Source organism: Rhizobium sp. 01T444 (assembly GCF_056398305.1).
Map to the genome: position 1 here is coordinate 392,390 of NZ_JBFTPD010000001.1, position 21,364 is coordinate 413,753.

21 protein-coding genes are annotated in these 21,364 nt (G+C 60.2%); 11 read left to right on the forward strand and 10 right to left on the reverse strand.

The window, feature by feature from the left end; all coding sequences use genetic code 11:
* Positions 1 to 106: 106 nt before the first annotated feature.
* Together AC1DTN_RS01890 and AC1DTN_RS01895 are read right to left on the reverse strand one after the other, a co-directional pair.
* A complete protein-coding gene (locus tag AC1DTN_RS01890; RefSeq protein ID WP_477919773.1) occupies positions 107 to 1,627 on the reverse strand; it encodes an ATP-binding protein in 1,521 nt (506 codons plus the stop codon).
* Positions 1,628 to 1,779: 152 nt separating this feature from the next.
* Positions 1,780 to 3,771, reverse strand: a complete 1,992-nt coding sequence (locus AC1DTN_RS01895) for a methyl-accepting chemotaxis protein (RefSeq protein WP_477919774.1) — start codon at positions 3,769 to 3,771, stop codon at positions 1,780 to 1,782.
* A 454-nt stretch (positions 3,772 to 4,225) separates the two neighbouring features.
* Here AC1DTN_RS01895 and rpmH point away from each other — a divergent pair, with 454 nt between their 5' ends.
* From rpmH to yihA, 4 genes are all read left to right on the forward strand, one after another.
* Positions 4,226 to 4,360 carry a 50S ribosomal protein L34 gene (rpmH, locus tag AC1DTN_RS01900; RefSeq protein ID WP_016552555.1) on the forward strand — a complete coding sequence of 45 codons (135 nt, stop codon included), beginning with the start codon at positions 4,226 to 4,228 and terminating at the stop codon, positions 4,358 to 4,360.
* Positions 4,361 to 4,382: 22 nt separating this feature from the next.
* The gene (rnpA, locus tag AC1DTN_RS01905; RefSeq protein ID WP_007815037.1) at positions 4,383 to 4,784 is read left to right on the forward strand and encodes a ribonuclease P protein component; all 402 of its coding nucleotides are present in this window, start codon (positions 4,383 to 4,385) and stop codon (positions 4,782 to 4,784) included.
* Complete coding sequence (gene yidC / locus AC1DTN_RS01910; RefSeq protein ID WP_477919775.1) at positions 4,784 to 6,577, forward strand: membrane protein insertase YidC; 1,794 nt, start codon at positions 4,784 to 4,786, stop codon at positions 6,575 to 6,577. The genes rnpA and yidC overlap by 1 nt, the downstream gene beginning before the upstream one ends.
* A 130-nt stretch (positions 6,578 to 6,707) precedes the next feature.
* Positions 6,708 to 7,361, forward strand: a complete 654-nt coding sequence (yihA, locus tag AC1DTN_RS01915) for a ribosome biogenesis GTP-binding protein YihA/YsxC (RefSeq protein WP_113322856.1) — start codon at positions 6,708 to 6,710, stop codon at positions 7,359 to 7,361.
* Between the two features lie 44 nt (positions 7,362 to 7,405).
* Here yihA and AC1DTN_RS01920 read toward each other — a convergent pair whose 3' ends face one another.
* From AC1DTN_RS01920 to AC1DTN_RS01930, 3 genes are all read right to left on the reverse strand, one after another.
* Entirely contained in the window at positions 7,406 to 7,963 is a 558-nt protein-coding gene (locus tag AC1DTN_RS01920) for a fasciclin domain-containing protein (RefSeq protein ID WP_113322855.1), read from the reverse strand.
* Positions 7,964 to 8,072: 109 nt separating this feature from the next.
* Positions 8,073 to 8,792 carry an anti-sigma factor gene (locus tag AC1DTN_RS01925; RefSeq protein WP_477919778.1) on the reverse strand — a complete coding sequence of 240 codons (720 nt, stop codon included), beginning with the start codon at positions 8,790 to 8,792 and terminating at the stop codon, positions 8,073 to 8,075.
* The gene (locus tag AC1DTN_RS01930; RefSeq protein ID WP_439013967.1) at positions 8,789 to 9,325 is read right to left on the reverse strand and encodes a sigma-70 family RNA polymerase sigma factor; all 537 of its coding nucleotides are present in this window, start codon (positions 9,323 to 9,325) and stop codon (positions 8,789 to 8,791) included. The genes AC1DTN_RS01925 and AC1DTN_RS01930 overlap by 4 nt, the downstream gene beginning before the upstream one ends.
* Positions 9,326 to 9,481: 156 nt before the next feature.
* Here AC1DTN_RS01930 and argB point away from each other — a divergent pair, with 156 nt between their 5' ends.
* Entirely contained in the window at positions 9,482 to 10,369 is an 888-nt protein-coding gene (argB, locus tag AC1DTN_RS01935; RefSeq protein ID WP_037100983.1) for an acetylglutamate kinase, read from the forward strand.
* 32 nt (positions 10,370 to 10,401) lie between these two features.
* Here argB and AC1DTN_RS01940 read toward each other — a convergent pair whose 3' ends face one another.
* Entirely contained in the window at positions 10,402 to 11,247 is an 846-nt protein-coding gene (locus AC1DTN_RS01940) for an oxidoreductase (protein WP_477919780.1), read from the reverse strand.
* Between the two features lie 119 nt (positions 11,248 to 11,366).
* Between AC1DTN_RS01940 and AC1DTN_RS01945 the strand changes: the two genes are divergently transcribed.
* A complete protein-coding gene (locus AC1DTN_RS01945) occupies positions 11,367 to 12,284 on the forward strand; it encodes a LysR family transcriptional regulator (protein ID WP_477919781.1) in 918 nt (305 codons plus the stop codon).
* Here the strand turns inward: AC1DTN_RS01945 and AC1DTN_RS01950 are convergent.
* The 3 genes from AC1DTN_RS01950 to bchE are packed head-to-tail and all read right to left on the reverse strand — an operon-like array spanning position 12,269 to position 15,690.
* Positions 12,269 to 13,039, reverse strand: a complete 771-nt coding sequence (locus tag AC1DTN_RS01950) for an isocitrate lyase/PEP mutase family protein (protein ID WP_477919783.1) — start codon at positions 13,037 to 13,039, stop codon at positions 12,269 to 12,271. The genes AC1DTN_RS01945 and AC1DTN_RS01950 overlap by 16 nt on opposite strands.
* Positions 13,026 to 14,105, reverse strand: coding sequence for a bifunctional transcriptional activator/DNA repair enzyme AdaA (locus tag AC1DTN_RS01955; RefSeq protein ID WP_477919785.1), 1,080 nt, complete (start codon positions 14,103 to 14,105; stop codon positions 13,026 to 13,028). The genes AC1DTN_RS01950 and AC1DTN_RS01955 overlap by 14 nt, the downstream gene beginning before the upstream one ends.
* Before the next feature lie 55 nt (positions 14,106 to 14,160).
* Entirely contained in the window at positions 14,161 to 15,690 is a 1,530-nt protein-coding gene (gene bchE, locus AC1DTN_RS01960; protein WP_477919787.1) for a magnesium-protoporphyrin IX monomethyl ester anaerobic oxidative cyclase, read from the reverse strand.
* A gap of 187 nt (positions 15,691 to 15,877) precedes the next feature.
* Between bchE and AC1DTN_RS01965 the strand changes: the two genes are divergently transcribed.
* Both AC1DTN_RS01965 and AC1DTN_RS01970 read left to right on the forward strand, forming a co-directional pair.
* Complete coding sequence (locus AC1DTN_RS01965; protein ID WP_439013961.1) at positions 15,878 to 16,585, forward strand: pyrimidine 5'-nucleotidase; 708 nt, start codon at positions 15,878 to 15,880, stop codon at positions 16,583 to 16,585.
* A gap of 102 nt (positions 16,586 to 16,687) precedes the next feature.
* Positions 16,688 to 17,317, forward strand: coding sequence for an EF-hand domain-containing protein (locus AC1DTN_RS01970; protein ID WP_113325081.1), 630 nt, complete (start codon positions 16,688 to 16,690; stop codon positions 17,315 to 17,317).
* Between the two features lie 133 nt (positions 17,318 to 17,450).
* Here AC1DTN_RS01970 and AC1DTN_RS01975 read toward each other — a convergent pair whose 3' ends face one another.
* Positions 17,451 to 18,317, reverse strand: a complete 867-nt coding sequence (locus AC1DTN_RS01975) for an LOG family protein (RefSeq protein ID WP_113182119.1) — start codon at positions 18,315 to 18,317, stop codon at positions 17,451 to 17,453.
* Positions 18,318 to 18,511: 194 nt separating this feature from the next.
* On the opposite strand from AC1DTN_RS01975, the gene dapD reads away from it, so the two are divergent.
* From dapD to AC1DTN_RS01990, 3 genes are all read left to right on the forward strand, one after another.
* Entirely contained in the window at positions 18,512 to 19,369 is an 858-nt protein-coding gene (dapD, locus tag AC1DTN_RS01980; RefSeq protein WP_113325080.1) for a 2,3,4,5-tetrahydropyridine-2,6-dicarboxylate N-succinyltransferase, read from the forward strand.
* 102 nt (positions 19,370 to 19,471) lie between these two features.
* Positions 19,472 to 20,665 carry a succinyl-diaminopimelate desuccinylase gene (dapE, locus tag AC1DTN_RS01985; protein ID WP_477919788.1) on the forward strand — a complete coding sequence of 398 codons (1,194 nt, stop codon included), beginning with the start codon at positions 19,472 to 19,474 and terminating at the stop codon, positions 20,663 to 20,665.
* The gene (locus tag AC1DTN_RS01990) at positions 20,652 to 21,248 is read left to right on the forward strand and encodes a hypothetical protein (protein WP_113325078.1); all 597 of its coding nucleotides are present in this window, start codon (positions 20,652 to 20,654) and stop codon (positions 21,246 to 21,248) included. The genes dapE and AC1DTN_RS01990 overlap by 14 nt, the downstream gene beginning before the upstream one ends.
* Positions 21,249 to 21,364 lie beyond the last annotated feature (116 nt).

Sequence of the window (21,364 nt, forward strand, 5' to 3'; positions counted from 1 at the left end):
TGCCGCTTGCGTGGGCGGTTCTCTAAAGGGTCTTTTCGGGCAATGCAAGAGCAATTCGAAAAAAATCGCGACTTTGGTTCGGCAAGGCTCGCTTGCGGAAATTGCATCACTTTTCGGCGTGCGACCGGCTGCGGTAATCTTCCAGTGAAACGGGGCGATCCGGAATTTCGATGCGGAACTGCGTGCCGACCGAAGGCTTTTCCACAAGCGCGATGGTGCCGCCGTGGGCCAGCACCAGCTCGCGGGCGATGGTGAGGCCTAGACCGGTGCCGCCGGAGCGGGCCGAGCCGCGGAAGGCCGCAAACAGGTTCTGGCGCGCCTTCAGCGGCATGCCGGGGCCTGTATCGTCCACCGTGATGCTGACGACGCTGCCGACGCGCTGGGCGGCGACTGTAATGCGCCTGACGATCCCAGCCCCCTGCTCGCCCGGCGAGGTCAACGCCTGCAGAGCGTTGCGGCAGAGATTGTGGATGATCCGGAACAATTGCTCGCTATCAGCGTCCACTTCCAGATCCGGCCCCATCTGCTCGATGAACTCGACGCCGCTTTGTGGCTCGATGGCGAGGATGTCCTTCACCTCCTGCACAAGCTCGTAAAGATGGATTCGGCGGCGGCGCGGCGCCGATTCAGTTGCCTTGCCGTAAGAGAGGACTTCGGTCGTGTAGCCGACGGCGCGATCGATGGTGCGCAGTAGCTTCGGCGCGAAGCTTTTCACCAAGGGATCGTCGACATCGACGAGGCGGTCAGACATGAGCTGGGCGGATGCCAGGATGTTGCGCATGTCGTGGTTGATCTTCGAGACCGCGAGGCCAAGTGCTGCAAGGTTTTTCTGCTGCTTCAGCGTCTTCTGCAGTTCGAGCTGCATGGATGTAAGATTGCGGCCGGCAACAGCCAGTTCGTCACGGCCGTCGTCGCCGACATAGACATGCAGCGGATTTTCGGGATCCGAGGCGAATTGCTGCATGCTGCCCGTCAGTCTGCGGATCGGGCGGATGAGAATGCGATTGATGGAGAAGAAAATCAGTGTCGCGGTAAAGAGTGAGATCAGGATCGACAGCAGCAGCACGTTACGGGCATAGACGAACATCGCCTTACGCAGAGGCCGGTCTTTCATGACCACCTCGACGCCGGTATTGGTCTCGCCCACCGCACCATAGACGCGGATCATGCGGTTGCCGCCGAAGATCATCGTGTCCAGCGCGTCGCGCATCGCGGTCAATGGCGGGATGTTGCTGAGATCGTAGGATTCGTCGACCGAGGTCGGCATTTCGCTCATGGCGAGCAGGCGGGAGGTGCCGTCCTTGCGCAGCACAATCGCCTTGGTGCCCGTCGCCTCCAGCGTCTCCTTCTGCAGCGCGCGCGGCAGATCCACCGGCTGCAGGCCGTCGATGACGATTGCGGCAGCGGCGGCCGTATTCAGCCGATCCTCCAGCCAACGCACACGCATGCTCGCGATCGAGGGAAAGAAGATCAGGATTTCCGCCAGCATGATGAAGAAGACGGTGAGCCAGAGCAGCTTGCCGGAAAGGCGGCTGAACATGCCGGCACGCGGATAGGAACCCTTGGCAGCCTCACCGGCCACGATGTTTTCCGCCTTGGAAGTCTCGCCCTGGTCTTGAACCGGCATCTCGTCTTGTCCGTGCGGCGAAAGGCCGCCATCAGAATGAGCTCTTATATTAGACGAGAATGCTCCGCTTTCAAATCTTTGCGAGGAGCGGCAAGTCGTCACAAACAAAAACGCCGCCCGCAGGCGGCGTTCCGATCCGGTCATAAAGCCTATCAGAACTCTTCCCAGCTCTGCTCCGCAACAGCGGCATTGCCGCTGAAGGCGCGGGCGACGCGGCCGATAGCGCGGCGCGCCGGAGAGGCGACTGGCTGGTGATGCTGCTGGCGGGCAACGGCAACGGGCGCCTCGTTGGAAACCTTGAAGCGGGAGATGAGGCGCACGAGGCCATCGGCTTCGGCTGACAGCTTGTGGGTCGCAGCCGAGGTTTCTTCCACCATTGCGGCGTTCTGCTGAGTCACCTGGTCCATCTGGTTGACGGCCGTGTTGACCTCCTTGAGGCCGGTCGACTGTTCCTTTGCCGCCGTTGCGATCGAATGGATATGGTCGTTGATGGCGATGACCCGCGTCTCGATCTCCGAGAGCGCATTGCCGGTCGCTTGGACCAGCTTGACGCCGACCTGCACTTCGTCGCCCGACTTGTTGATGAGCGCCTTGATATCCTTGGCGGCCGTTGCCGAGCGCTGGGCGAGTTCGCGCACTTCCTGGGCGACCACAGCGAAGCCCTTGCCGGCTTCACCAGCGCGTGCGGCCTCGACGCCGGCATTCAGCGCCAGCAGGTTGGTCTGGAAGGCGATCTCATCGATGACATTGATGATCTGACTGATTTCGCGGGAGGCCTGCTCGATACGACCCATGGCATCGACGGCGTTGCGGACCACGACCCCGGAACGACCGGCATTGTCCTTCGCCTCGGAGACCATGACGGTCGCTTCCTGGGCGCGTTCCGTCGAGTTCTGCACAACGGCTGTGATCTCATCGAGAGCAGCAGAGGTTTCCTCAAGTGCGGCAGCCTGCTGTTCCGTGCGCTTGGAAAGATCGTCGCTGGCGTTCCTGAGTTCGTTGGTATTTCCGTTGATCGCTTCGGTCGTCTCGCGCACTTCGCGCATGGTCGTCTGCAGCGTCACGAACGTGCTGTTGACGTTTTTCTGCAATTCGGCAAAGGCGCCCTGGAATTGACCGCGCATAGTCTGCGTCAGGTCGCCTTCAGCAAGGCTTGCTATGACGCGGCGGGTTTCGTCGACGCCGGCATCGACGCTCGACAGCAGCGTGTTGATATTGCCGGCGAACTGGTTGAGGCTTTCGTCCTGATAATCCTTGTTGATGCGGTGGCTGAAATCGCCGGCAGCAGCAGCTGCAACGACGACGGACATGCTGGACTGCAGGTCGTCGCTCTTTGCACGCATTGCCGCTTCCTGTGCGTTCATGCGCTGAATGACGAGGCCGTTTTCCTTAAAGATGGCGACGGCAGCGGCCATCTCACCGATTTCGTCCTTGCGACCGGCGAAGGGCACTTCCGCCTGGAAATTGCCGTCTGCGACGTCCTTGATCGCCTGAGTCACCTTCTTGATCGGCCGGCTCAGGTGGCTGGTGCCGATGTAAAAGCCCATGCCAACGCCGACTGCGATACCGATGCCGGTGATGCTGAGCACCAGCATCAGGATCCAGCTGCGGAAGCTCTCGATCTGGTCGTCGACGGCCGTCAGTGCGGCCTTGTCAGTGTTGACGATCGCGTCGATCTCGGCCTGGAAAGCCTTGCGGTTGGCGCGGTTGGCGTCGTTGTTGCCCTGCTCGTTGGCGGCCTGCGGGCTCACCTCCGTGCCGAGACGGGCTGTCTCGCTGCGGAAGGTGCGGAATTCCTTGGCGCGGTCGATGAGCTTGGCGAAAGTATCCTTCTCGCTGTCAGGCACAAGCGGCGCCCAACCGGCGATGACCTTGTCGATCTCATCCAGACCGGCCATCAGGCCCTTGGCGAAGGCCGGCGTCTGTTCCAGGCTCTTTGCAGCATAGATGCCGCGCGATTCCATGACGACGGCGGTGACGAAGCGGTTGAGGCGTTCACCGGCGTAGGCGCGGGCCGCAGCATGCTCATAAGCAGTCAGGTTCGCGTTGTACTCGCTCATCGCCGACAGCGCGGTGGCGCCGATCAGAAGCGCAACGCCACCCATGACGGAGACAAGAAGATTGATTTTGCCGCGAATTTTCACTGAACGCTCCCTCGCTTCGCACAATGGCTGGAAAGCAAATTCCCAGCCGATGTACTGAAAGATCGGGTAAATTCGTTAATGTTGTATTTCGAATATTAACAATATCGACTACAAGAAATTACCCATATTTACTGTTGCGCGCATTATGCTTTGTCTCGGGCCGAGCATCTTCAAGGAATAAAAGTTGCGGCTGAGAGCTTTCGGAAGCTTATGGATGAAATATACAACCATATAGTGAAGAACCAAATTCGTTAACGCCAGAGTGCGAAATCTTGCCATCCGCCACGCAGCTCCGGGGAATCTGCCTGTCATAATTGACTTTGGCAGGCTTCATTTGTATAAGCCGCCGCACGTCCGGTCGTTTCAGGTCTTTTGCGACCTCGCCCGTTCGAAAAACCACGCTCCTTGCATTATGCAAATTCAAGAAGGGCCGCACTCCGCGGTGTTTAAATAAATGAAGCGTACCTATCAGCCCTCGAAGCTTGTTCGCAAGCGCCGCCACGGTTTCCGTGCGCGTATGGCCACTAAGGGCGGCCGCAAGGTCATCGTTGCTCGCCGCGCACGCGGCCGCAAGCGTCTTTCGGCCTAAGGCCGGAATTGCCCGATAGCAAATGACGGGCGACTTGAAGACCAAAGAAGACAAACAGATTGTCGGGCGGCTCTTGAGCCGCCCGCAATTTCTTGCAGTCCGCGAAGGCGAAAAGCGCCGCGGCCCTCTCTTCCTTCTCGAGGTCCTGAACCGCAAGGAAGAAGAAAGCGAAGCCCGCGTCGGCTTCACAGTCACCAAAAAACATGGCAACGCGGTCGAAAGAAACCGCATGCGGCGACGCCTGAAAGAGGCGGTGCGGCTTCATGCAGGGTTTGCAATGCAGCCCGGACACGACTATGTGGTTGTCGCCCGCAGGGACGTCTTGACAGCGTCCTTCGATGAACTGGCCGCGGAACTGAAAGCCCGCGTGGAAACCAGGCCGAAACACAGGCGCCCGAAAGACGAGCGCCCCAGGAACGTATGATGCAAAACAACCGCAATTATTTCATTGCGATCGCTCTCTCGGTGCTGATCGTCCTTGGCTGGCAGTTCCTCTATATGAACCCGCGCATCGAGGCTCAGCGCAAGGCTCAGGAAGCCCAGAAGGCACAGCAGCAGACCGAGCAGACGCAACAGCCTGCCGCCGGCGGCCAGAGCGCGCAGCCGAACGGCGCAGCTCCCACCGGGCAGGCCACGGCGACGGCTACCCGCGAGGAAGCTCTGGCAAAATCGCCGCGTGTTGCCATCGATACGGCTGCCCTTTCCGGCTCCATCAACCTCGCCGGTGCGCGCCTCGACGACCTGAGGCTGAAGGGCTATCACGAGACCGTCGACAACTCGAGCCCGATCATCACTCTGTTCTCGCCGGCTGAGACCAAGGACGGCTATTTCACCGAGTTCGGCTATATCGGCACTGATGCGACAGGCGCCGTTCCCGGCCCGTCTACCATCTGGACCGCGCCCGAGGGTGCGAAGCTCACCGAAAAGACGCCGGTGACGCTGACCTATACCAATGACAAGGGCCTGACCTTTACCCGGACGATTTCCGTCGATGACCGATACATGTTCACGGTCGTCGACAAGATCACCAATAGCGGCGATGCCGCCGTATCGCTGTCCAATTATGGCCGCGTGACGCGCTATAACAAGCCGACCACGCCTTCGGTCTACGTGCTGCATGAGGGCTTCCTCGGCGTGCTCGGCGCCGGCAGCGGCATTTCCGAGAGCAAGTACACGGCGATCGAAAAGGAAAACCAGTCCAACCCGACGGTCACCGGCGGCTGGATCGGCATTACCGACAAGTATTGGGCCGCGGCTCTCATTCCGAGCCAGACCATTCCCTTCGATTCCCGCTTCTCGCATTTCACGGACGGTCAGCCGCGCTACCAGGCCGATTTCAAGGGTGAAGGCCTGTCGATCGCTCCCGGAGCGACGGTCGACGTCAAGAACCTCGTCTTTGCCGGCGCCAAGGAAGTGCCTGTCGTCGATGAATATGAAACGAAATATTCCATCCCGAATTTCGATCGCCTGATCGACTGGGGCTGGTTCTGGTTCCTCACGCAGCCGATGTTCAAGCTGATGGACTTCTTCTTCCGCTACTTCGGCAATTTCGGCGTGGCGATCCTCTGCACGACCATCGTCGTCAAGGCGCTGTTCTTCCCGCTCGCCAGCAAGCAGTACGCTTCGATGGCGAACATGAAGCGCATGCAGCCGAAGATGGAAGAGCTGAAGGCAAAATTCGGCGACGACCGCATGGGCCTGCAGCAGGCGACGATGCAGCTCTACAAGGAAGAAAAGATCAATCCGATCGCCGGCTGCTGGCCGGTTGCGCTGCAGATCCCGATCTTCTTCTCGCTCTACAAGGTGATCTACATCACCATCGAAATGCGGCACGCGCCGTTCTTCGGCTGGATCCGCGATCTTTCGGCGCCCGACCCGACGACGATCGTCAACCTGTTCGGCCTGCTGCCTTTCGAGGCACCGGCCTTGCTGCATCTCGGCGTCTGGCCGCTGATCATGGGCGTCACCATGTTCGTGCAGATGCGCATGAACCCGACCCCGCCCGACCCGACGCAGGCAATGATCTTCAACTGGATGCCGCTGGTGTTCATGTTCATGCTGGCAAGCTTCCCGGCCGGCCTCGTCATCTACTGGGCCTGGAACAACACGCTCTCGGTGCTGCAGCAGTCGGTGATCATGAAGCGTCACGGCGTGAAGATCGAGCTCTTCGACAATCTGAAGGGCCTGTTCAAGCGAAAACCGGCGCCATCGAAATAGTCGAAAAGCCCTGCTTCGGCGGGGCTTTTTGTTTCGGGCCACAGAAGCGCTCAACCGTGCGAACCTTGACAATAGGTCTTAAAAACATGAAGCCGGTTTCATTACCGAACCCGGAGATTGCAGAATTCATATGACTGAAATCGCAAAGCCGCTCTTCGGCCACCCCTGGATATTCATCCGCGGCGTGCCTTCCATGAAATTCCTTCCGCCGGAAGGCCCCTTGGAAGTCGCTTTCGCCGGCCGGTCGAATGTCGGCAAATCGTCGCTGATCAACGCGCTGGTCGGTCAGAAAGGTCTGGCGCGCACCTCCAATACGCCGGGCCGCACGCAGGAGCTTAACTACTTCGTTCCGGACGGCTATTCCGGCGAGGGCAACGACCTGCCGCCGATGGCGCTGGTCGATATGCCGGGCTATGGCTATGCACAGGCGCCGAAGGAGCAGGTGGATAACTGGACAAAGCTCGTCTTCGACTATTTGCGCGGCCGCTCGACGCTGAAGCGCGTCTATGTGCTGATCGACAGCCGCCACGGCATTAAGAAGAACGACGATGACGTCCTGACGCTGCTCGACAAGGCGGCCGTCTCCTACCAGATCGTGCTGACCAAGACGGACAAGATCAAAGCGCCTGCCGTGCCAAAGCTGCTGGCTGAAACATCGGAGAAGATCCGCAAGCGCCCCGCCGCCTATCCGGGCGTGCTTTCCACCTCCTCGGAAAAGAACGAAGGATTGGACGAGCTGCGGCAGGCGATTGCCGAAACGGTCGGCGTCAGCAACTGGAAATAAAAAGAGGCGCCCAGAAGGGCGCCCCCGACAGCCTGTATTTGAATTTACATCTTCGGCAGCAGCACTTCGTCGACGACGTGGATGACGCCGTTCGACTGTTTGACGTCGGCGATGGTGACGTGGGCGACACCGCCATTTTCATCCGTCAGCGTGATCTTGCCCATGCTTTCCTTTGCCTTGAGCACGCAGCCGCCGACCGTTTTGATGTCGTGCTCGCCGCCATCGTCCTTGATCATCTTGGCGACGGTCTTCGACATGGCATCTGCGGCAACGACATGGCAGGTCAGAACCTTGACAAGCTTGCCCTTGTTTTCTGGCTTCAGCAACGTATCGACAGTGCCTTTCGGCAGGGCAGCGAAGGCTTCATTGGTCGGCGCGAAGACGGTGAAAGGCCCCTTGCCTTCCAGCGTGCTGACGAGGCCGGCTGCCTTCACGGCAGCAACCAGGGTGGTGTGATCCTTGGAATTGACGGCATTCTCGACGATGTTCTTGTTAGCATACATCGCGGCGCCGCCGACCATCGGGTTCTTTGCCTGAGCGGCGAAGGCGATAGCGGAAAAGGCGGCGGTGAGCGCTGCGGCACGCAGTGCGGACTTGATCATGGTTTTCTCCTCTGCACCCGGTCGCAGCCGCCGGCTTTATGCCCTGCGCCGCCCGGATATCAGCAACTACGGAAGGCGCTGCAGAAGAGTTTCAGAAAATGATTTTGTTTTACGGCCTGTGGATCGAACCGCTGGCTATGACGGGGCCTGACGGCTGATGTGTGGGCGAACCGCCGAATGGCTCCAGGCTGACGGCCAGCGTCGTGCCATCGGAAATCTGGCTGCGCATATCGGTCGGGATCAGCAATGCACCGTTCATACCCGGTTGGAAAACGCCGAGAGAACGGGGCGTCCCGCTACCCGGCACGAGCCAGAGCTCCAGGGATTTCTCCTCCGGCTTGCCGGCCGCAACCGGTATGATCTTCAATCGCCCACTCTGGATATCGTAGGAGGCCGTCAGATTGACCTGATTGTTCTGTCCCGAGAGGTCCGCCACCAGCGGCGGCGATGCCGGGGGCTGGGGCACGAGACCGGAGGCAAAGGCGATGACGCCCAAGGTGACCGCAAGCGAGGCAAATGTCAGCGAGCGCCAGAAACCGGCGGAATTCCAGAGGCCGTGCGAAAAGCGCGGTTCACTTTCTGCATTGGCGAAGAGGCGCGCCTCGATCTGCTTGAAGGTCTCGCTGCTCGGAGCAGCCGTGCCATATTCGTCGTTGAAGCTGGAGAGGTTGACCTCCCAGCGGCTGACGATGGCAGCAAACTGCCGGTCGCGACGCATGCGCTCCTCAACGATCCTGCGATCGTGAAGAGAGAGGACGCCCAGCACATACTCGCCGGCGAGAACCTCATCCCGGGAGCGGTCTCCCTTGCTTTTGTCGGGCGATGTCATCGTTCCATGCACTCTCTCAGTTTCAGCAGGCTGCGTCTTAGCCATGTCCTCACCGTGTTCAGCGGGACACCAAACTGATCGGCCAGTTCCTGATAGCTCAGCCCTTCGACATAAGCCCGTTTCACCGCGACCGCACGATCAGCTTCCAACTCTTCCATGCAGGTGTCAATCCGCCTTCCTTCATCCTTAATCACGACTTGCGCTTCAGGATCGGGACCGGCATCGGCAAGATCGAGCGCTTTGTCGATTTCGTCGGCTACCGGCTTGCGCGCCCGCAACGCATCGATCGACTGATTGCGGGCAATTGCCGCAAGCCAAGCGACCGATGTCGAGGAGCCAGCAGTAAAGGCACCGGCGCGCTGCCATATCTTGATGTAGACCTCTTGCAGCACCTCTTCCGCCTCGTTCCTGCTTCCCAGAATACGAAGGCAGATCGCCAGAAGTTTCGGACTGGTCTGGTTATAGAGTGCGGCGAAGGCCTTGCGGTCGCCGAGCGCTACGCGGCCGATTAAATCTGCAAAATCCCCAGTCATGTCGCCCTCGAATGAACGATTTCCGATTCGATAGTTTCAATATGAGCTGGCAGGTTCCCAGGTCAGCCTTAGATACGAAAAACTATTGCGTGCCGGATTATTCCATCTGTCAAAAACTTGAGATAAAAGGCCGCGATCAATTCCGCGGGGTCCCCCATGAACGAGTCCGAAAGCGAAATCCAGGCGCGTCTTCTCGCGCAGGCGCTGCCCTTCATGCAGCGCTACGAAAACAAGACGATCGTCGTGAAGTACGGTGGCCATGCCATGGGCAATCCCGAGCTCGGCAAGGCCTTCGCCAGCGATATCGCACTTTTGAAGCAATCCGGCGTCAACCCGATCGTCGTGCATGGCGGCGGTCCGCAGATCGGCGCGATGCTGACGAAGATGGGTATCGAATCCAAATTCGAAGGCGGCCTGCGCGTTACCGACCAGAAGACGGTCGAGATCGTCGAAATGGTGCTTGCCGGCTCGATCAACAAGGAAATCGTCGCGCTGATCAACCAGACCGGCGAATGGGCGATCGGCCTCTGCGGCAAAGATGGCAACATGGTCTTCGCCGAAAAGGCTCGCAAGACCGTCAAGGATCCCGATTCCAACATCGAGCGCGTGCTCGATCTCGGCTTCGTGGGCGAAGTCGTGGAAGTCGACCGCACGCTGCTCGACCTTCTTGCCCGCTCCGAGATGATCCCGGTCATCGCGCCGGTTGCTCCCGGCCGCGACGGCGCGACCTACAACATCAACGCCGACACATTCGCAGGGGCCATCGCCGGCGCGCTGAACGCCACCAGGCTGCTGTTCCTGACGGATGTGCCCGGCGTGCTCGACAAGCAGGGCAAGCTCATCAAGGAGCTTTCCGTCGCCGAAGCGCATGCGCTGATTGCCGACGGCACGATTTCCGGCGGCATGATCCCGAAGGTCGAAACCTGCATCGACGCCATCAAGGCGGGCGTGCAGGGCGTCGTCATCCTGAACGGCAAGACGGCCCATTCCGTGCTGCTCGAAATCTTCACCGAGCACGGCGTCGGCACGCTGATCGTTCCCTGATTGAGAAAGGCGCCCTTCCGGGCGCCTTTTTCTCATGCTTCGGCAAAGCTCGTCGAGAGCGTCAGATCTTCCCAGGCATCGATTTCAGCGCTCAGGCTCTTCAGCTTGTCGCGAACAAGCGCCAGCGCATCGGCGCCGAGCAAGAGATGCACGGGCGGGTTTTCAGCCTCGACCAGCGCCAATACGGCGGCGGCCGCTTTGCGAGGATCGCCTGCCTGTTTGCCGCTCTTTTCCTCGCGGGCCCTGCGGATGGGATCGAAGAGCGAATCATAGTCGGCGATGCTCCTGTCGGTGCGGATCATCGATCGTCCGGCCCAGTCGGTGCGGAATGAGCCGGGAGCGACCGCCGTGACTGCGATGCCGAACGCCTTCACTTCCTTCGCCAAAACCTCGCTGATGCCTTCGAGCGCAAATTTGCTGCCGCAATAATAAGCGATGCCCGGCATGGTGATGAACCCGCCCATCGATGTGATGTTGGTGATGTGACCGGCCCGCCGTCGGCGCATGAACGGCAGAACGGCCTTCATCATTCCGACGGCGCCGAAGACATTGACCTCGAATTGCCGGCGCATCTCCTCGATCGGCGATTCCTCCAATGTCCCCTCGTGCCCGTAGCCGGCATTGTTGATGAGAACGTCCACCGGGCCGATTGTTCTCTCGATACCAGCAACGGCCGGTTCGATTGCTTCGATATCGGTCACGTCCAGGCGGACCGCCATTGCACGACCCGGCGCCAAGCTCTCGAACAGAGCTGCAGCTTCCTCATCCCTCACGGTTCCCACCACGCGATGCCCCTTCTCCAATGCGGCTTGCGCAAAGGCGCGGCCAAAGCCCGAGCTGACGCCGGTAATGAGAAACTGCTTTTCGATTGAACTCATCTTGAACTCCTGTCCTAGCGCAACCGTCACATAAAGGCGGCTCGTTCCGTCATGTGGCGGCGCAGGAGAGGTAGTTCCAATATATTGCACGGGTGAATACGATACTTTAAAAGTATCACATGGAGCTTCGTCATCTTCGCTATTTCGTTGCCGTCGCAGAAGAACTCAATTTCACGCGCGCAGCACGGAAGGTTGGCATCGGCCAGCCGCCACTCAGCAACCAGATACGTGATCTTGAAAACGAGATTGGCGCGGCCCTTTTCCGCCGCCTGTCGAACGGTGCTGAACTGACGGAGGCAGGCAAGGCTTTCCTGCCGGAAGCCCGGGCGATTTTGCATCAGGCGGAACAGGCCAAGCAATCCGCCATCCGGGCGGCGCGCGGCCAGAGCGGGCGGCTGCGGGTTGGCTTCACCGGCTCGGCGATGTTCAATCCGCTCGTGCCCGCCATCGTGAACGCCTTTCGCGAGAAATATGCAGCCGTCGAATTCAACCTGGAGGAAGCGCCTACCACGCAACTGCTGGAGCGGCTCGATGGGGAAGAGCTCGACGCCGTCTTTATCCGCCCGGGTAGTGGTGATGAGCTGCAGGCCCGATGCCAGCTGCTGGCCGAAGACCCCATGGTCATCGTGTTTCCAGCAAGGCACCCGCTGTCAGAGGCGCAGACATTGCGCCTCGACGCGCTGGCCGGAGAGAGCTTCGTCCTCTTTCCGCGCGAGGCGGGTGCCGGCTTCTTCGACGATATCATGGCCGCATGCCGGCGAGCGGGATTTGAACCACGGCTCGGCCAGTCGGCGCCGCAGATCACGTCGATCGCCAGCCTGATCGCAGTCGGTCTCGGCGTCTCGATCGTGCCGGCGGACATGGCGAAGATCAATGTTCCCGGCGTTCGCTACATTGCAATAGCGGGCGAAGCACCGACAGCACGATTGGCGCTCGCCACCCGACGCAACGAGCGCTCTTCCATCATTCGAAATTTCATAGCTCAGGCCATCGCCACACAGAAAAGCTTCGCCAACAACAATCAGATCGCCGAATAGATCGCGGCCGCGGCTTCCTTCAGCTTTTCCATCATGGCCCGATACGGTCCGGGACCGTAGCTGATGCGCGAAACACCGAGCCTTGCGAGATCAGCCGGATCGGGTGCACCCGGCTTCATCATGATATTGACCGGCAGCGTGGATCCCGCGCAGACTTTTTCGATCAAGGCCGGCTCGATCAGGCCCGGCACGAAGAAGCCGCTGGCGCCTGCCGCCGCATAAGCCTTGCCACGCTCGATCGCCGCATCGACCAACCCTGCATGCCTGGAGCCGTCACCTTCCTGAAGGAAGAGATCGGTGCGGGCGTTGATGAAGAAATCGATACCCCGTGCCTTGGCCATTTCCCTGATCGCGCGGATGCGTGCTGCTTGCGCTTCGATGGGATGAAGGCCGGTCTCGCCGACGCGCTGGTCCTCGAAATTGACCCCAACGGCGCCGGCCTCGATGAGCTTTGCGACATTGGCTGCGGCGCCGGCGGGTTCCGTGGAATAGCCACCTTCGAAATCCACCGAGAGCGGCAGGTCGTTGACGGCCGTGATCGAGCGCGCCGTCTCGATAAGCACATCCATCGGCAGCTTCTGGCCGTCGCCATAACCATTGGCGGCCGCGACGGACCAGCTTCCGGTCGCAAGTGCCTTCGCACCGGCCTCCGTCACAGCCTTGGCCGTTCCGGCATCCCAGATGTTGTAGAGAATAACGGGATTGCCCTTGCGATGCAGCGTGCCGAAAAACTCGGCCTTTTCAATCTGGTTCATGCTGTCCTCTCCATCTTATGCGCACTGATTTTTCCTCGTGCCGAAGCAGCCATTGCTTGCGCCAGAGCCCGCCGCCATAACCCGTCAATGAGCCGTCCGCGCCGAGGACGCGATGGCAGGGCACGATGATCGCGAGCTGGTTGGCGCCGTTGGCGCGGCCGACGGCACGCACCACCTCCGGCCTTTCCATCTCTCTTGCGAGCTCGCCATAGGCGCGCGTCTGGCCGACAGGGATTTCGATGAGCTTTGCCCAGACATGCTTTTCGAAGGGCGTGCCGCCAAGCGCCAGCGGCGTCTTGAACGTGGTTAGCCCCCCTTCGAAATAGTCCCTGATCTCCGTTTCGATCTGGTCGATAACAGGCGTGCGACCGATCGCGACCGAGGAGCGGACGCGCTTCTGTAGCGCTTCGAGTTCGGTCGGCAAGGCCCTGCGGTCGTGAAATTCGAGGAGATGCACATGCGACTTGTCGGCGACTGCTATCATCGGCCCGAGCGGTGTATCGAACCAGTCGGCAAAGAGCAGTTCGCGGTTTTGCGAGAGCGCCGGGGCCTTGCCGATCAATCGCTGAAAGGCGGCTCGAAAACCGCTCGGGGATTCATATCCCGCGTCGAGCTGCGCATCGATGACACGCGCACCATCGGCGAGCTGCCGCGCGGCCTCGCCCAGCCGGCGATAGCGGACAATATCGTGGAAGGTCATGCCGAGCGCTCGCTTGAAAGCGCGGCGGACGGTCGATGGATCATAGCCCCGGCACACCAGCTCATCTTCGGTCCAGCGCACTTCCGGTTCGCTGTCGAGCCGCGCCAAGAGCATGTCGACGATCGGCTCGCGGCCCGGCTGCTCCAGCGGCTTGCAGCGCTGGCACGGGCGGAAGCCCGAATGCATGCAGGCGGCGATCGTGTCGAAGAAGATGGTGTTTTCCCGCTTCGGCTTGCGCGCCGGGCAGGTCAGACGGCAGAAGATGCCTGTCGTCTTCACGCAGACATAGGCCTGGCCCTCATAATCGGCGCTGCGCGTGATCAGGGCATCATAGAGCGTGTCATCATCGGGGCGTTCGAAAAGCATGTTCGCTTTCTAGCACTCCACGCCTGTGTCGTCCGCCGAAAATCGGGCGTCTATTTTATTCCGCAGCGTCGAGGCTCTTCACATGCCGTTGCGGGCGCAGCATCGATTCCTCCTCCGCATCCTGGGGCGCACCCCAGAATGTCTCAAGCGTCGGACCTTCCTTGAGATGGCGGCGGCGGAAGAGGAATTCGAGGATCTCGTGAAACCAGACGCGGCGGCCCATCTGCGTGTACCAGCGCATGGAATGGCGCTGTTCCGGATCGCGATGAAAGAGGACGCGCAGCAGCGCCTTCGGCCGCGCCTGGACCGCGACCTCGATCAGCTTGACGCAGGCGACCAGCACGATCGGGTTGAGATACCGCATCTTCAGGACCTGATGTTTGTAGTCCCATTTGCGGATATCGGTCTCGATTACCTGCCGTTCGCGGGCGATACGGAAGAAGGGCGTCCAGCGATGCGGCGTCACATAGAGCGCTTGGATCTGATCAGGATCATAGGAGAGCAGCTGCCGGAAGCCGCGCCAGAGATCGCTCAGCTTCTCCTCCTCGAAACCAACCACCCAGGTCGCCATGGAAAGGATGTCGTGCTGGCGCAGGAGGCGGATAGCCTCGCGATCGGTCGTCTTGGCGCCGCCCTTCTTGATCAGGGCAAGCGTCGCCTCATCGGTGTTTTCCATGCCGAGCAGCCAGCGCACGACACCCGCCTTTCGGTAGAGGTGGATGATATCGGCATCGCGGACGATATCATCCGCTCGCGTCGAGCCGACGATCTGCACCGGCACGTTCTCGGCGATCATCGCTTCGAGAAAGGCAAGCCAGGCTTTTCGCGAGGATGTCGGGTTCTCGTCGGCGAGATTGATGAGCTCGATGCCCTCTTCGCGGTAGAGCCTGGCGATCTCCTGCGCGAAAAGCTCCGGCGAGCGGTGACGCCAGCGGGTCCAGAAACCCCGCTGGCCGCAATAATTGCAGAGATGCGGGCAGCCGCGGGAAAACTGCATGACGACGGCGCGCTTGCCGCCCCAGTAGCTATAGTTGCGATGGTCGATCAGTTCCCAGCCGACACGATAGGCATCGAGATCGGCGATCGCCTGTGCCGGCTGCGTTGCCAGGATTTCGCCATGGCCATCGCGAAAGGCGATTCCGGGGATGGTCGCGAGCGGGCGGTTCGTCGCCAGGGCATCGGCTAGGCGCCGCATGGTTTCCTCGCCCTCGCCGCGCACGAGGATGTCGAATGCCTCAGTCTCTGCCAGCACCTCCCGCCAATGATAGGTGGGGAACACGCCGCCGTAGATGATGGAGATTTTGGGATCGCCGCGCTTGATCGCTTCTGCGATCACGCGGGCAGTCGGATGCGCCGATGTCGAGCCGGAATGGCCGATCAGCACCAGATCGGGACTGTCAGCCATCACCCGGCTGACAATGTCTGCAACCGTCATCGGTCCGAATTCTGCATCGATGAGGCTGACGGCATGACCATCGTCGATCAGCGGACCTCCAACCGAAAGAAGCCCGAGCGGTGGAAGATGATCATCGGGAATACGACTGCCGATCGCCGTATGCGGCGGGTTTATCAGAACGATCTTCATGCGACTTCACCCTTGCGGGTCCCCCTGTCTGACGCAGGCAGAGGTCACCAGCGATCAATGGCGAAAGTCAGCCAAAATCTCTCTGAAGTTGTGAAAATCTGGCGGCATTTTTGGGAGAGCCTTGGCAAGCCGGACCTGCAAGCAAAAGCCTTTGGTTTCCCGCCGCGACCATGTCATAAGGGCGGCTATGACAAAGATCGACCGCACGCCTACCAAGAACGATTTCGAGCATGTGACCGAATGGGTCTTCGACCTCGACAACACGCTCTATCCGCATCATGTCAATCTCTTCGCGCAGATCGACAAGAACATGACGGCCTATGTCTCGGCGCTCCTGCAAATGGAGCAGGAAGAGGCCCGCAAGCTGCAGAAGCAGTACTACTACGATCACGGTACGACGCTGCAGGGGCTGATGATCCATCACGGGGTCGATCCCAACGACTTTCTCGAAAAGGCGCATGCGATCGATTATTCGGCACTGACCCCGCAGCCGGAGCTTGCCGAAGCCATCAAATCCCTGCCGGGCCGCAAGTTCATCTTCACCAATGGCAGCGTCCAGCATGCACAGGCGACGGCCGGCGCGCTCGGTATCCTCGACCATTTCGACGACATCTTCGATATCGTCGCGGCCGACTATCTGCCGAAGCCGGCACAGGCGACCTACGACAAGTTCACGGCGCTGAAGAAGGTCGAGACGGGCAAGGCTGCGATGTTCGAGGACCTGCCGCGCAATCTCACCGTACCGAAAGCGCTCGGCATGCAGACCGTTCTGCTCGTGCCGCGCAATCTGGAAGAGACTGTCGTCGAATGGTGGGAGAGAACGAGCGGCGAGGACGACCACATCGATTTCGTCACCGACGATCTCGCTGATTTCCTGAAGAAGATTACGACCTAACTTACCAAAGTTTCATCCATCTTACAGATGTTTAACTGGGCCGTGGCAGGGTTCGGTCCTACCTTTCGTATCGAGGGACATCCTACGAAAGGACGCACTGACATGTACCGCAACAAGCTTATCCTGACGGCGCTTTCCTCTGTTCTTCTTCTCGGCGCAGCCGCCGGGGCCAGCTTCGCAGCACCAGGCGATCAGGCTGATCATCCAGGCCACCATGGAAAAATGGAGCATGGCATGATGGGCGGTCCGCGTGGCGCGGCCTTCCGCGAAATCCTCTTCGTGCGCATGCTGAAACAGTTCGACACGAACAAGGATGGGCAGATTACCAAGCAGGAGGCGACCGATGGCATGGAGAAGATCTTCGCCGCCATCGACACCAACCACGACGGCTCGCTGACGCCAGGCGAAATCCGCGCGTACCGCGAAGCACAGTTCAAGGCGCGTCGTGAAGCGGTATCGGCCAAGCAGGGCGATGCGGATCAGAATGCGGCGCCGCAGGCAGGCGACGACAAGGACCATGGCCGTCACGGCCACGACGGTCACCATTGGATGCATGGCAATGCCCGCTTCATGGCAATCACCATGATGATGGGCCGCATCGACACTGACCAGAACGGCCAGATCAGCAAGCAGGAAGCGGAAACCGCCTTCAACAAATTCTTCGATCGCATGGACCGCAACAAGGACGGCGTGATCTCGATCGACGATATGCCGGACCAGCCCTTCCTTTGAAGGGAATAACAAAGCGTTCCCTGGATATCGCGAGGGGTTTGCCCCTCACCCGAAGCCCTCTTCCCGTACACGGGAGGAGGGTTTTTCGTTTGTACCGGGCGTAAAGCCGCTGACCAGTTTGGCTTGAACTGCTCTATTCGCGGTGTTCGTAAAAGTCCTGCACGATCTTCCAGGCCTCATCGGCAGTATCGACGAAGCTGATCAGGTTTACGTCCTCAGGCGCGATCGTTCCGAATTCGGCGAGCGCATCGAAATTGATAATGCTGTGCCAGAATTTCGAGCCGAAGAGCAACAGCGGGATGCGCTCCATGCGGCCAGTCTGGATCAGCGTCAGGCATTCGAAGAATTCGTCCAGCGTGCCGAAGCCGCCGGGGAAGACTGCGACCGCCTTGGCGCGGACCATGAAATGCATCTTGCGGATCGCGAAATAGTGGAAGTTGAAGCTGAGCTCGGGCGTCACATAGGCATTCGGCGCCTGCTCGTGCGGCAGCACGATGTTGAGGCCGATCGAAGGGGCTCCCTCATCCGCCGCACCACGGTTTCCAGCTTCCATGACGCCCGGGCCACCGCCGGTGACGACGACATATTCGTGGAAATCGAAACCGGCTGCATAACGCGAGCAGAGGCGGGCGAATTTGCGAGCTTCGTCATAATAGACCGATGCGGCTTCGAGGTTTGCACGCTGGGTCTCGTTGCGGGCTGCCCAGGCGCTCTGGCCGGGGGCCGGAATGCGGGCGCCGCCGAACATGACGACGGTCGATTTGATGCCGCGCTCGGCCATCATCATCTCGACCTTCAGAAGTTCGAGCTGCAGGCGGATCGGTCGCAGTTCCTCGCGGCAGAGGAAATCCTCATCCACATAGGCAAGGCGATAGGCCGGCGAGAGCGTCTGCGGCGTCTTCGGAACCGCTTCCGCGCGCTGCCTGTCGCTCGAACTGCTCTTCAACGGATCCCAGACACCGTCCTTGCGTCGTCCGCCACCGTTTCTTGCCTTTGCCATATCGAAATGCCTTTCAGTATCACCGGCCACGAATGACCGGATATGTCGCTATAACGCCTTGAATCCAGATATGATCTTGTCCGAAAAATCATTCCATTTTACGGGTGCATGCTATAGATCGGGTGACAACCCGCCAATCGCAATTCCGGAGACCTGCCGTCTCCACGATAAAGATCGAAGTTTAAGGAATTCCCATGAGCGCCACCGACCTCGTATCCCTTGAAAAGACCATCGAAACCGCTTTCGACAATCGCGACAATGTGAACACGTCGACGAAAGGCGAAGTGCGCGATGCAGTCGAGGCCGCTCTAAACCTGCTCGACGGGGGCAAGGCACGCGTGGCCGAGCGCGGCACCGATGGCGTCTGGAAGGTCAATCAGTGGCTGAAGAAGGCCGTGCTGCTCTCCTTCCGCCTCAACGATATGGAAGTGGTCAAGGGCGGTCCCGGCCAGTCGACCTGGTGGGACAAGGTGCCCTCGAAATTCGAAGGCTGGGGCGAGAACCAGTTCCGCGCCGCCGGCTTCCGCGCCGTGCCTAGTGCGGTCGTGCGCCGCTCGGCCTATATCGCTCCGAACGCCATCCTGATGCCGTCCTTCGTCAACCTCGGCGCCTATGTCGGCGAAGGCACGATGGTCGACACCTGGGCCACCGTCGGTTCCTGCGCGCAGATCGGCAAGCATGTGCATCTCTCCGGCGGCGTCGGCATCGGCGGCGTTCTGGAGCCCATGCAGGCCGGACCGACGATCATCGAGGACAATTGCTTTATCGGTGCGCGTTCGGAAGTCGTCGAAGGCTGCATCGTGCGTGAAGGCTCGGTGCTCGGCATGGGCGTCTTCATCGGCAAGTCGACCAAGATCGTCGACCGCGCTACCGGCGAGATCAGCTATGGCGAAGTCCCGCCCTATTCGGTCGTCGTTGCGGGCTCGCTGCCATCAGACAAGACGATGGCAAACGGCCAGCAAGCGCCTAACCTCTATTGCGCCGTGATCGTCAAGCGTGTCGACGAGCAGACCCGTTCCAAGACGGGCATCAACGAACTGCTCCGAGATTGATGACAGCCCGATATTGATTCGGTAAACAATCGGCGTCTTTTAGGCGAGGCCGCCTCACGCCTTGCCACGCCTTTGCCATTCCCACCGGATAATTCGACCGCCATGACCGCCACGAATCCTGTTGCCAATCTTCAGACCCTGATCCGCTGCCCGTCCGTGACGCCAGCAGAAGGCGGCGCGCTTTCCGCGCTGGAAGCGATGCTGGCCCCGCTCGGTTTCAAGGTCGACCGAGTGGTTGCGAAGGAAGCTGGCACGCCTGATGTCGAAAACCTCTATGCTCGCCTCGGCACCGAGGGACCGCATCTGATGTTTGCAGGCCATACCGATGTGGTGCCCGTCGGTGACGAAGCCGCCTGGACGCATCCGCCCTTTGCCTCCGAGATTGCCAATGGCGAGCTTTTCGGCCGTGGCGCAGTCGACATGAAGGGCGGCATTGCCTGTTTTGCTGCGGCCGTTGCCCGGCATGTCGAAAAGCACGGCGCACCGAAGGGCTCGATTTCCTTCCTGATCACAGGTGACGAGGAAGGCCCGTCGATCAACGGGACGATCAAGCTGTTGCAGTGGGCGGCGGAACGCGGCGAGACATGGGATGCCTGCGTCGTCGGCGAGCCAACCAACCCGAACAAGCTCGGCGACATGATCAAGATCGGCCGGCGCGGTTCGCTGTCCGGCAAGATCGTCGTGCACGGCGTGCAAGGGCATGCGGCCTATCCGCATCTTGCCGACAATCCGGTGCGCGGCATGCTGCAACTCACCCAGGCGCTGATGGATCCGCCTTTCGACGCCGGCACGGACAATTTCCAGCCGTCCAACCTCGAAGTAACGACTATCGATGTCGGCAATCCGGCAACGAACGTCATTCCGGCCAGGGCTTCGGCGAGCTTCAACATTCGCTTCAACGACACCTGGACGGCCGATACACTCCGAGCCGAAATTGTCCGGCGCCTTGATGCAGCTGCCACTGACGGCACATTACGGCCGGGCCGCGAGCCGGTGAAATACGAGATCATCTGGGCCGACCGCCCGAGCCATGTTTTTCTGACGCGCAACAATGCGCTGATCGCCTCGCTGTCGTCGGCGGTCGAGACCGTTACCGGCGCATCGCCGGCGCTGTCGACGACGGGCGGCACATCGGATGCGCGCTTCATCAAGGATTATTGCCCGGTCGTGGAATTCGGCCTTGTCGGCCAGACCATGCACATGGTCGACGAACGGGTCGCCGTTGCGGATCTGGAGACGCTGACGGTGATCTACGAGACTTTCATCGAACGTTGGTTTGAAAATGCCGGGCTTTAGAGAGGTTCAGTATTATCTCGCCGGCATCTGGTTGCTGATCAAGCTCGATCCGCGCGGTTTCCGCTTCCTCGACATATCGGATCGCGGCGTCAACCGATCCTTCTGGGCGATCATCTGGTGCTTGCCGCCGACAGGCATTTCCTGGCTTTGGTGGCGCAATGCCTATCTGCGCTCCATGCCGCCGGAGACGGACGTCGGACTTCCCTTTTACTTCCGACTTGGGCTCGTGGAGCTTGCGAACTGGTTCGTGCCGCTGGTTTTTGCCGGGCTGCTGCTGCTTGCCGTTCGTATGGGCGAGCGCTTTGCGCCCGTTATCGTCAGCGTCAACTGGCTCGGCGTGCCGCTTGCCTATATCAACGGGCTGCTGCTGGCGCTCGTCTTCTTCCTGCCGGGCTCGGTCGGCCTCGTGTCGATGCTGCTTCTCGTCTTCATGCTGGCACAGGTCTTCGTGCTGGCGCGCATCCTCAGGATGATCTGCCATGGTCATGCCGTTATGGTCGGCGCCCTGACGCTCGTGCTTCTGGTGCCATCGATGGTGCTGTCGGAATATCTGCAGAACTTCCTCGGCATCTATCCGGCTTGATCTGCGTGGATTGACGACTTCGCCATCACCTCGGCGGCGTCTTGAGATATTCGATGACTTCGGGGACTTCGCCGGCCTAGCGGATCATAGCCAGCGTGTTGTGCAACGTGCAGCGG

Bases quoted from the DNA above. Each gene is read 5' to 3' on its own strand.
- AC1DTN_RS01890 (WP_477919773.1), bottom strand. From the start codon at position 1,627: ATGCCGGTTCAAGACCAGGGCGAGACTTCCAAGGCGGAAAACATCGTG.
- rpmH (WP_016552555.1), top strand. From the start codon at position 4,226: ATGAAGCGTACCTATCAGCCCTCGAAGCTTGTTCGCAAGCGCCGCCAC.
- rnpA (WP_007815037.1), top strand. From the start codon at position 4,383: ATGACGGGCGACTTGAAGACCAAAGAAGACAAACAGATTGTCGGGCGG.
- yidC (WP_477919775.1), top strand. From the start codon at position 4,784: ATGCAAAACAACCGCAATTATTTCATTGCGATCGCTCTCTCGGTGCTG.
- yihA (WP_113322856.1), top strand. From the start codon at position 6,708: ATGACTGAAATCGCAAAGCCGCTCTTCGGCCACCCCTGGATATTCATC.
- AC1DTN_RS01920 (WP_113322855.1), bottom strand. From the start codon at position 7,963: ATGATCAAGTCCGCACTGCGTGCCGCAGCGCTCACCGCCGCCTTTTCC.
- AC1DTN_RS01925 (WP_477919778.1), bottom strand. From the start codon at position 8,792: ATGACATCGCCCGACAAAAGCAAGGGAGACCGCTCCCGGGATGAGGTT.
- AC1DTN_RS01930 (WP_439013967.1), bottom strand. From the start codon at position 9,325: ATGACTGGGGATTTTGCAGATTTAATCGGCCGCGTAGCGCTCGGCGAC.
- argB (WP_037100983.1), top strand. From the start codon at position 9,482: ATGAACGAGTCCGAAAGCGAAATCCAGGCGCGTCTTCTCGCGCAGGCG.
- AC1DTN_RS01940 (WP_477919780.1), bottom strand. From the start codon at position 11,247: ATGAGTTCAATCGAAAAGCAGTTTCTCATTACCGGCGTCAGCTCGGGC.
- AC1DTN_RS01945 (WP_477919781.1), top strand. From the start codon at position 11,367: ATGGAGCTTCGTCATCTTCGCTATTTCGTTGCCGTCGCAGAAGAACTC.
- AC1DTN_RS01950 (WP_477919783.1), bottom strand. From the start codon at position 13,039: ATGAACCAGATTGAAAAGGCCGAGTTTTTCGGCACGCTGCATCGCAAG.
- AC1DTN_RS01955 (WP_477919785.1), bottom strand. From the start codon at position 14,105: ATGCTTTTCGAACGCCCCGATGATGACACGCTCTATGATGCCCTGATC.
- bchE (WP_477919787.1), bottom strand. From the start codon at position 15,690: ATGAAGATCGTTCTGATAAACCCGCCGCATACGGCGATCGGCAGTCGT.
- AC1DTN_RS01965 (WP_439013961.1), top strand. From the start codon at position 15,878: ATGACAAAGATCGACCGCACGCCTACCAAGAACGATTTCGAGCATGTG.
- AC1DTN_RS01970 (WP_113325081.1), top strand. From the start codon at position 16,688: ATGTACCGCAACAAGCTTATCCTGACGGCGCTTTCCTCTGTTCTTCTT.
- AC1DTN_RS01975 (WP_113182119.1), bottom strand. From the start codon at position 18,317: ATGGCAAAGGCAAGAAACGGTGGCGGACGACGCAAGGACGGTGTCTGG.
- dapD (WP_113325080.1), top strand. From the start codon at position 18,512: ATGAGCGCCACCGACCTCGTATCCCTTGAAAAGACCATCGAAACCGCT.
- dapE (WP_477919788.1), top strand. From the start codon at position 19,472: ATGACCGCCACGAATCCTGTTGCCAATCTTCAGACCCTGATCCGCTGC.
- AC1DTN_RS01990 (WP_113325078.1), top strand. From the start codon at position 20,652: ATGCCGGGCTTTAGAGAGGTTCAGTATTATCTCGCCGGCATCTGGTTG.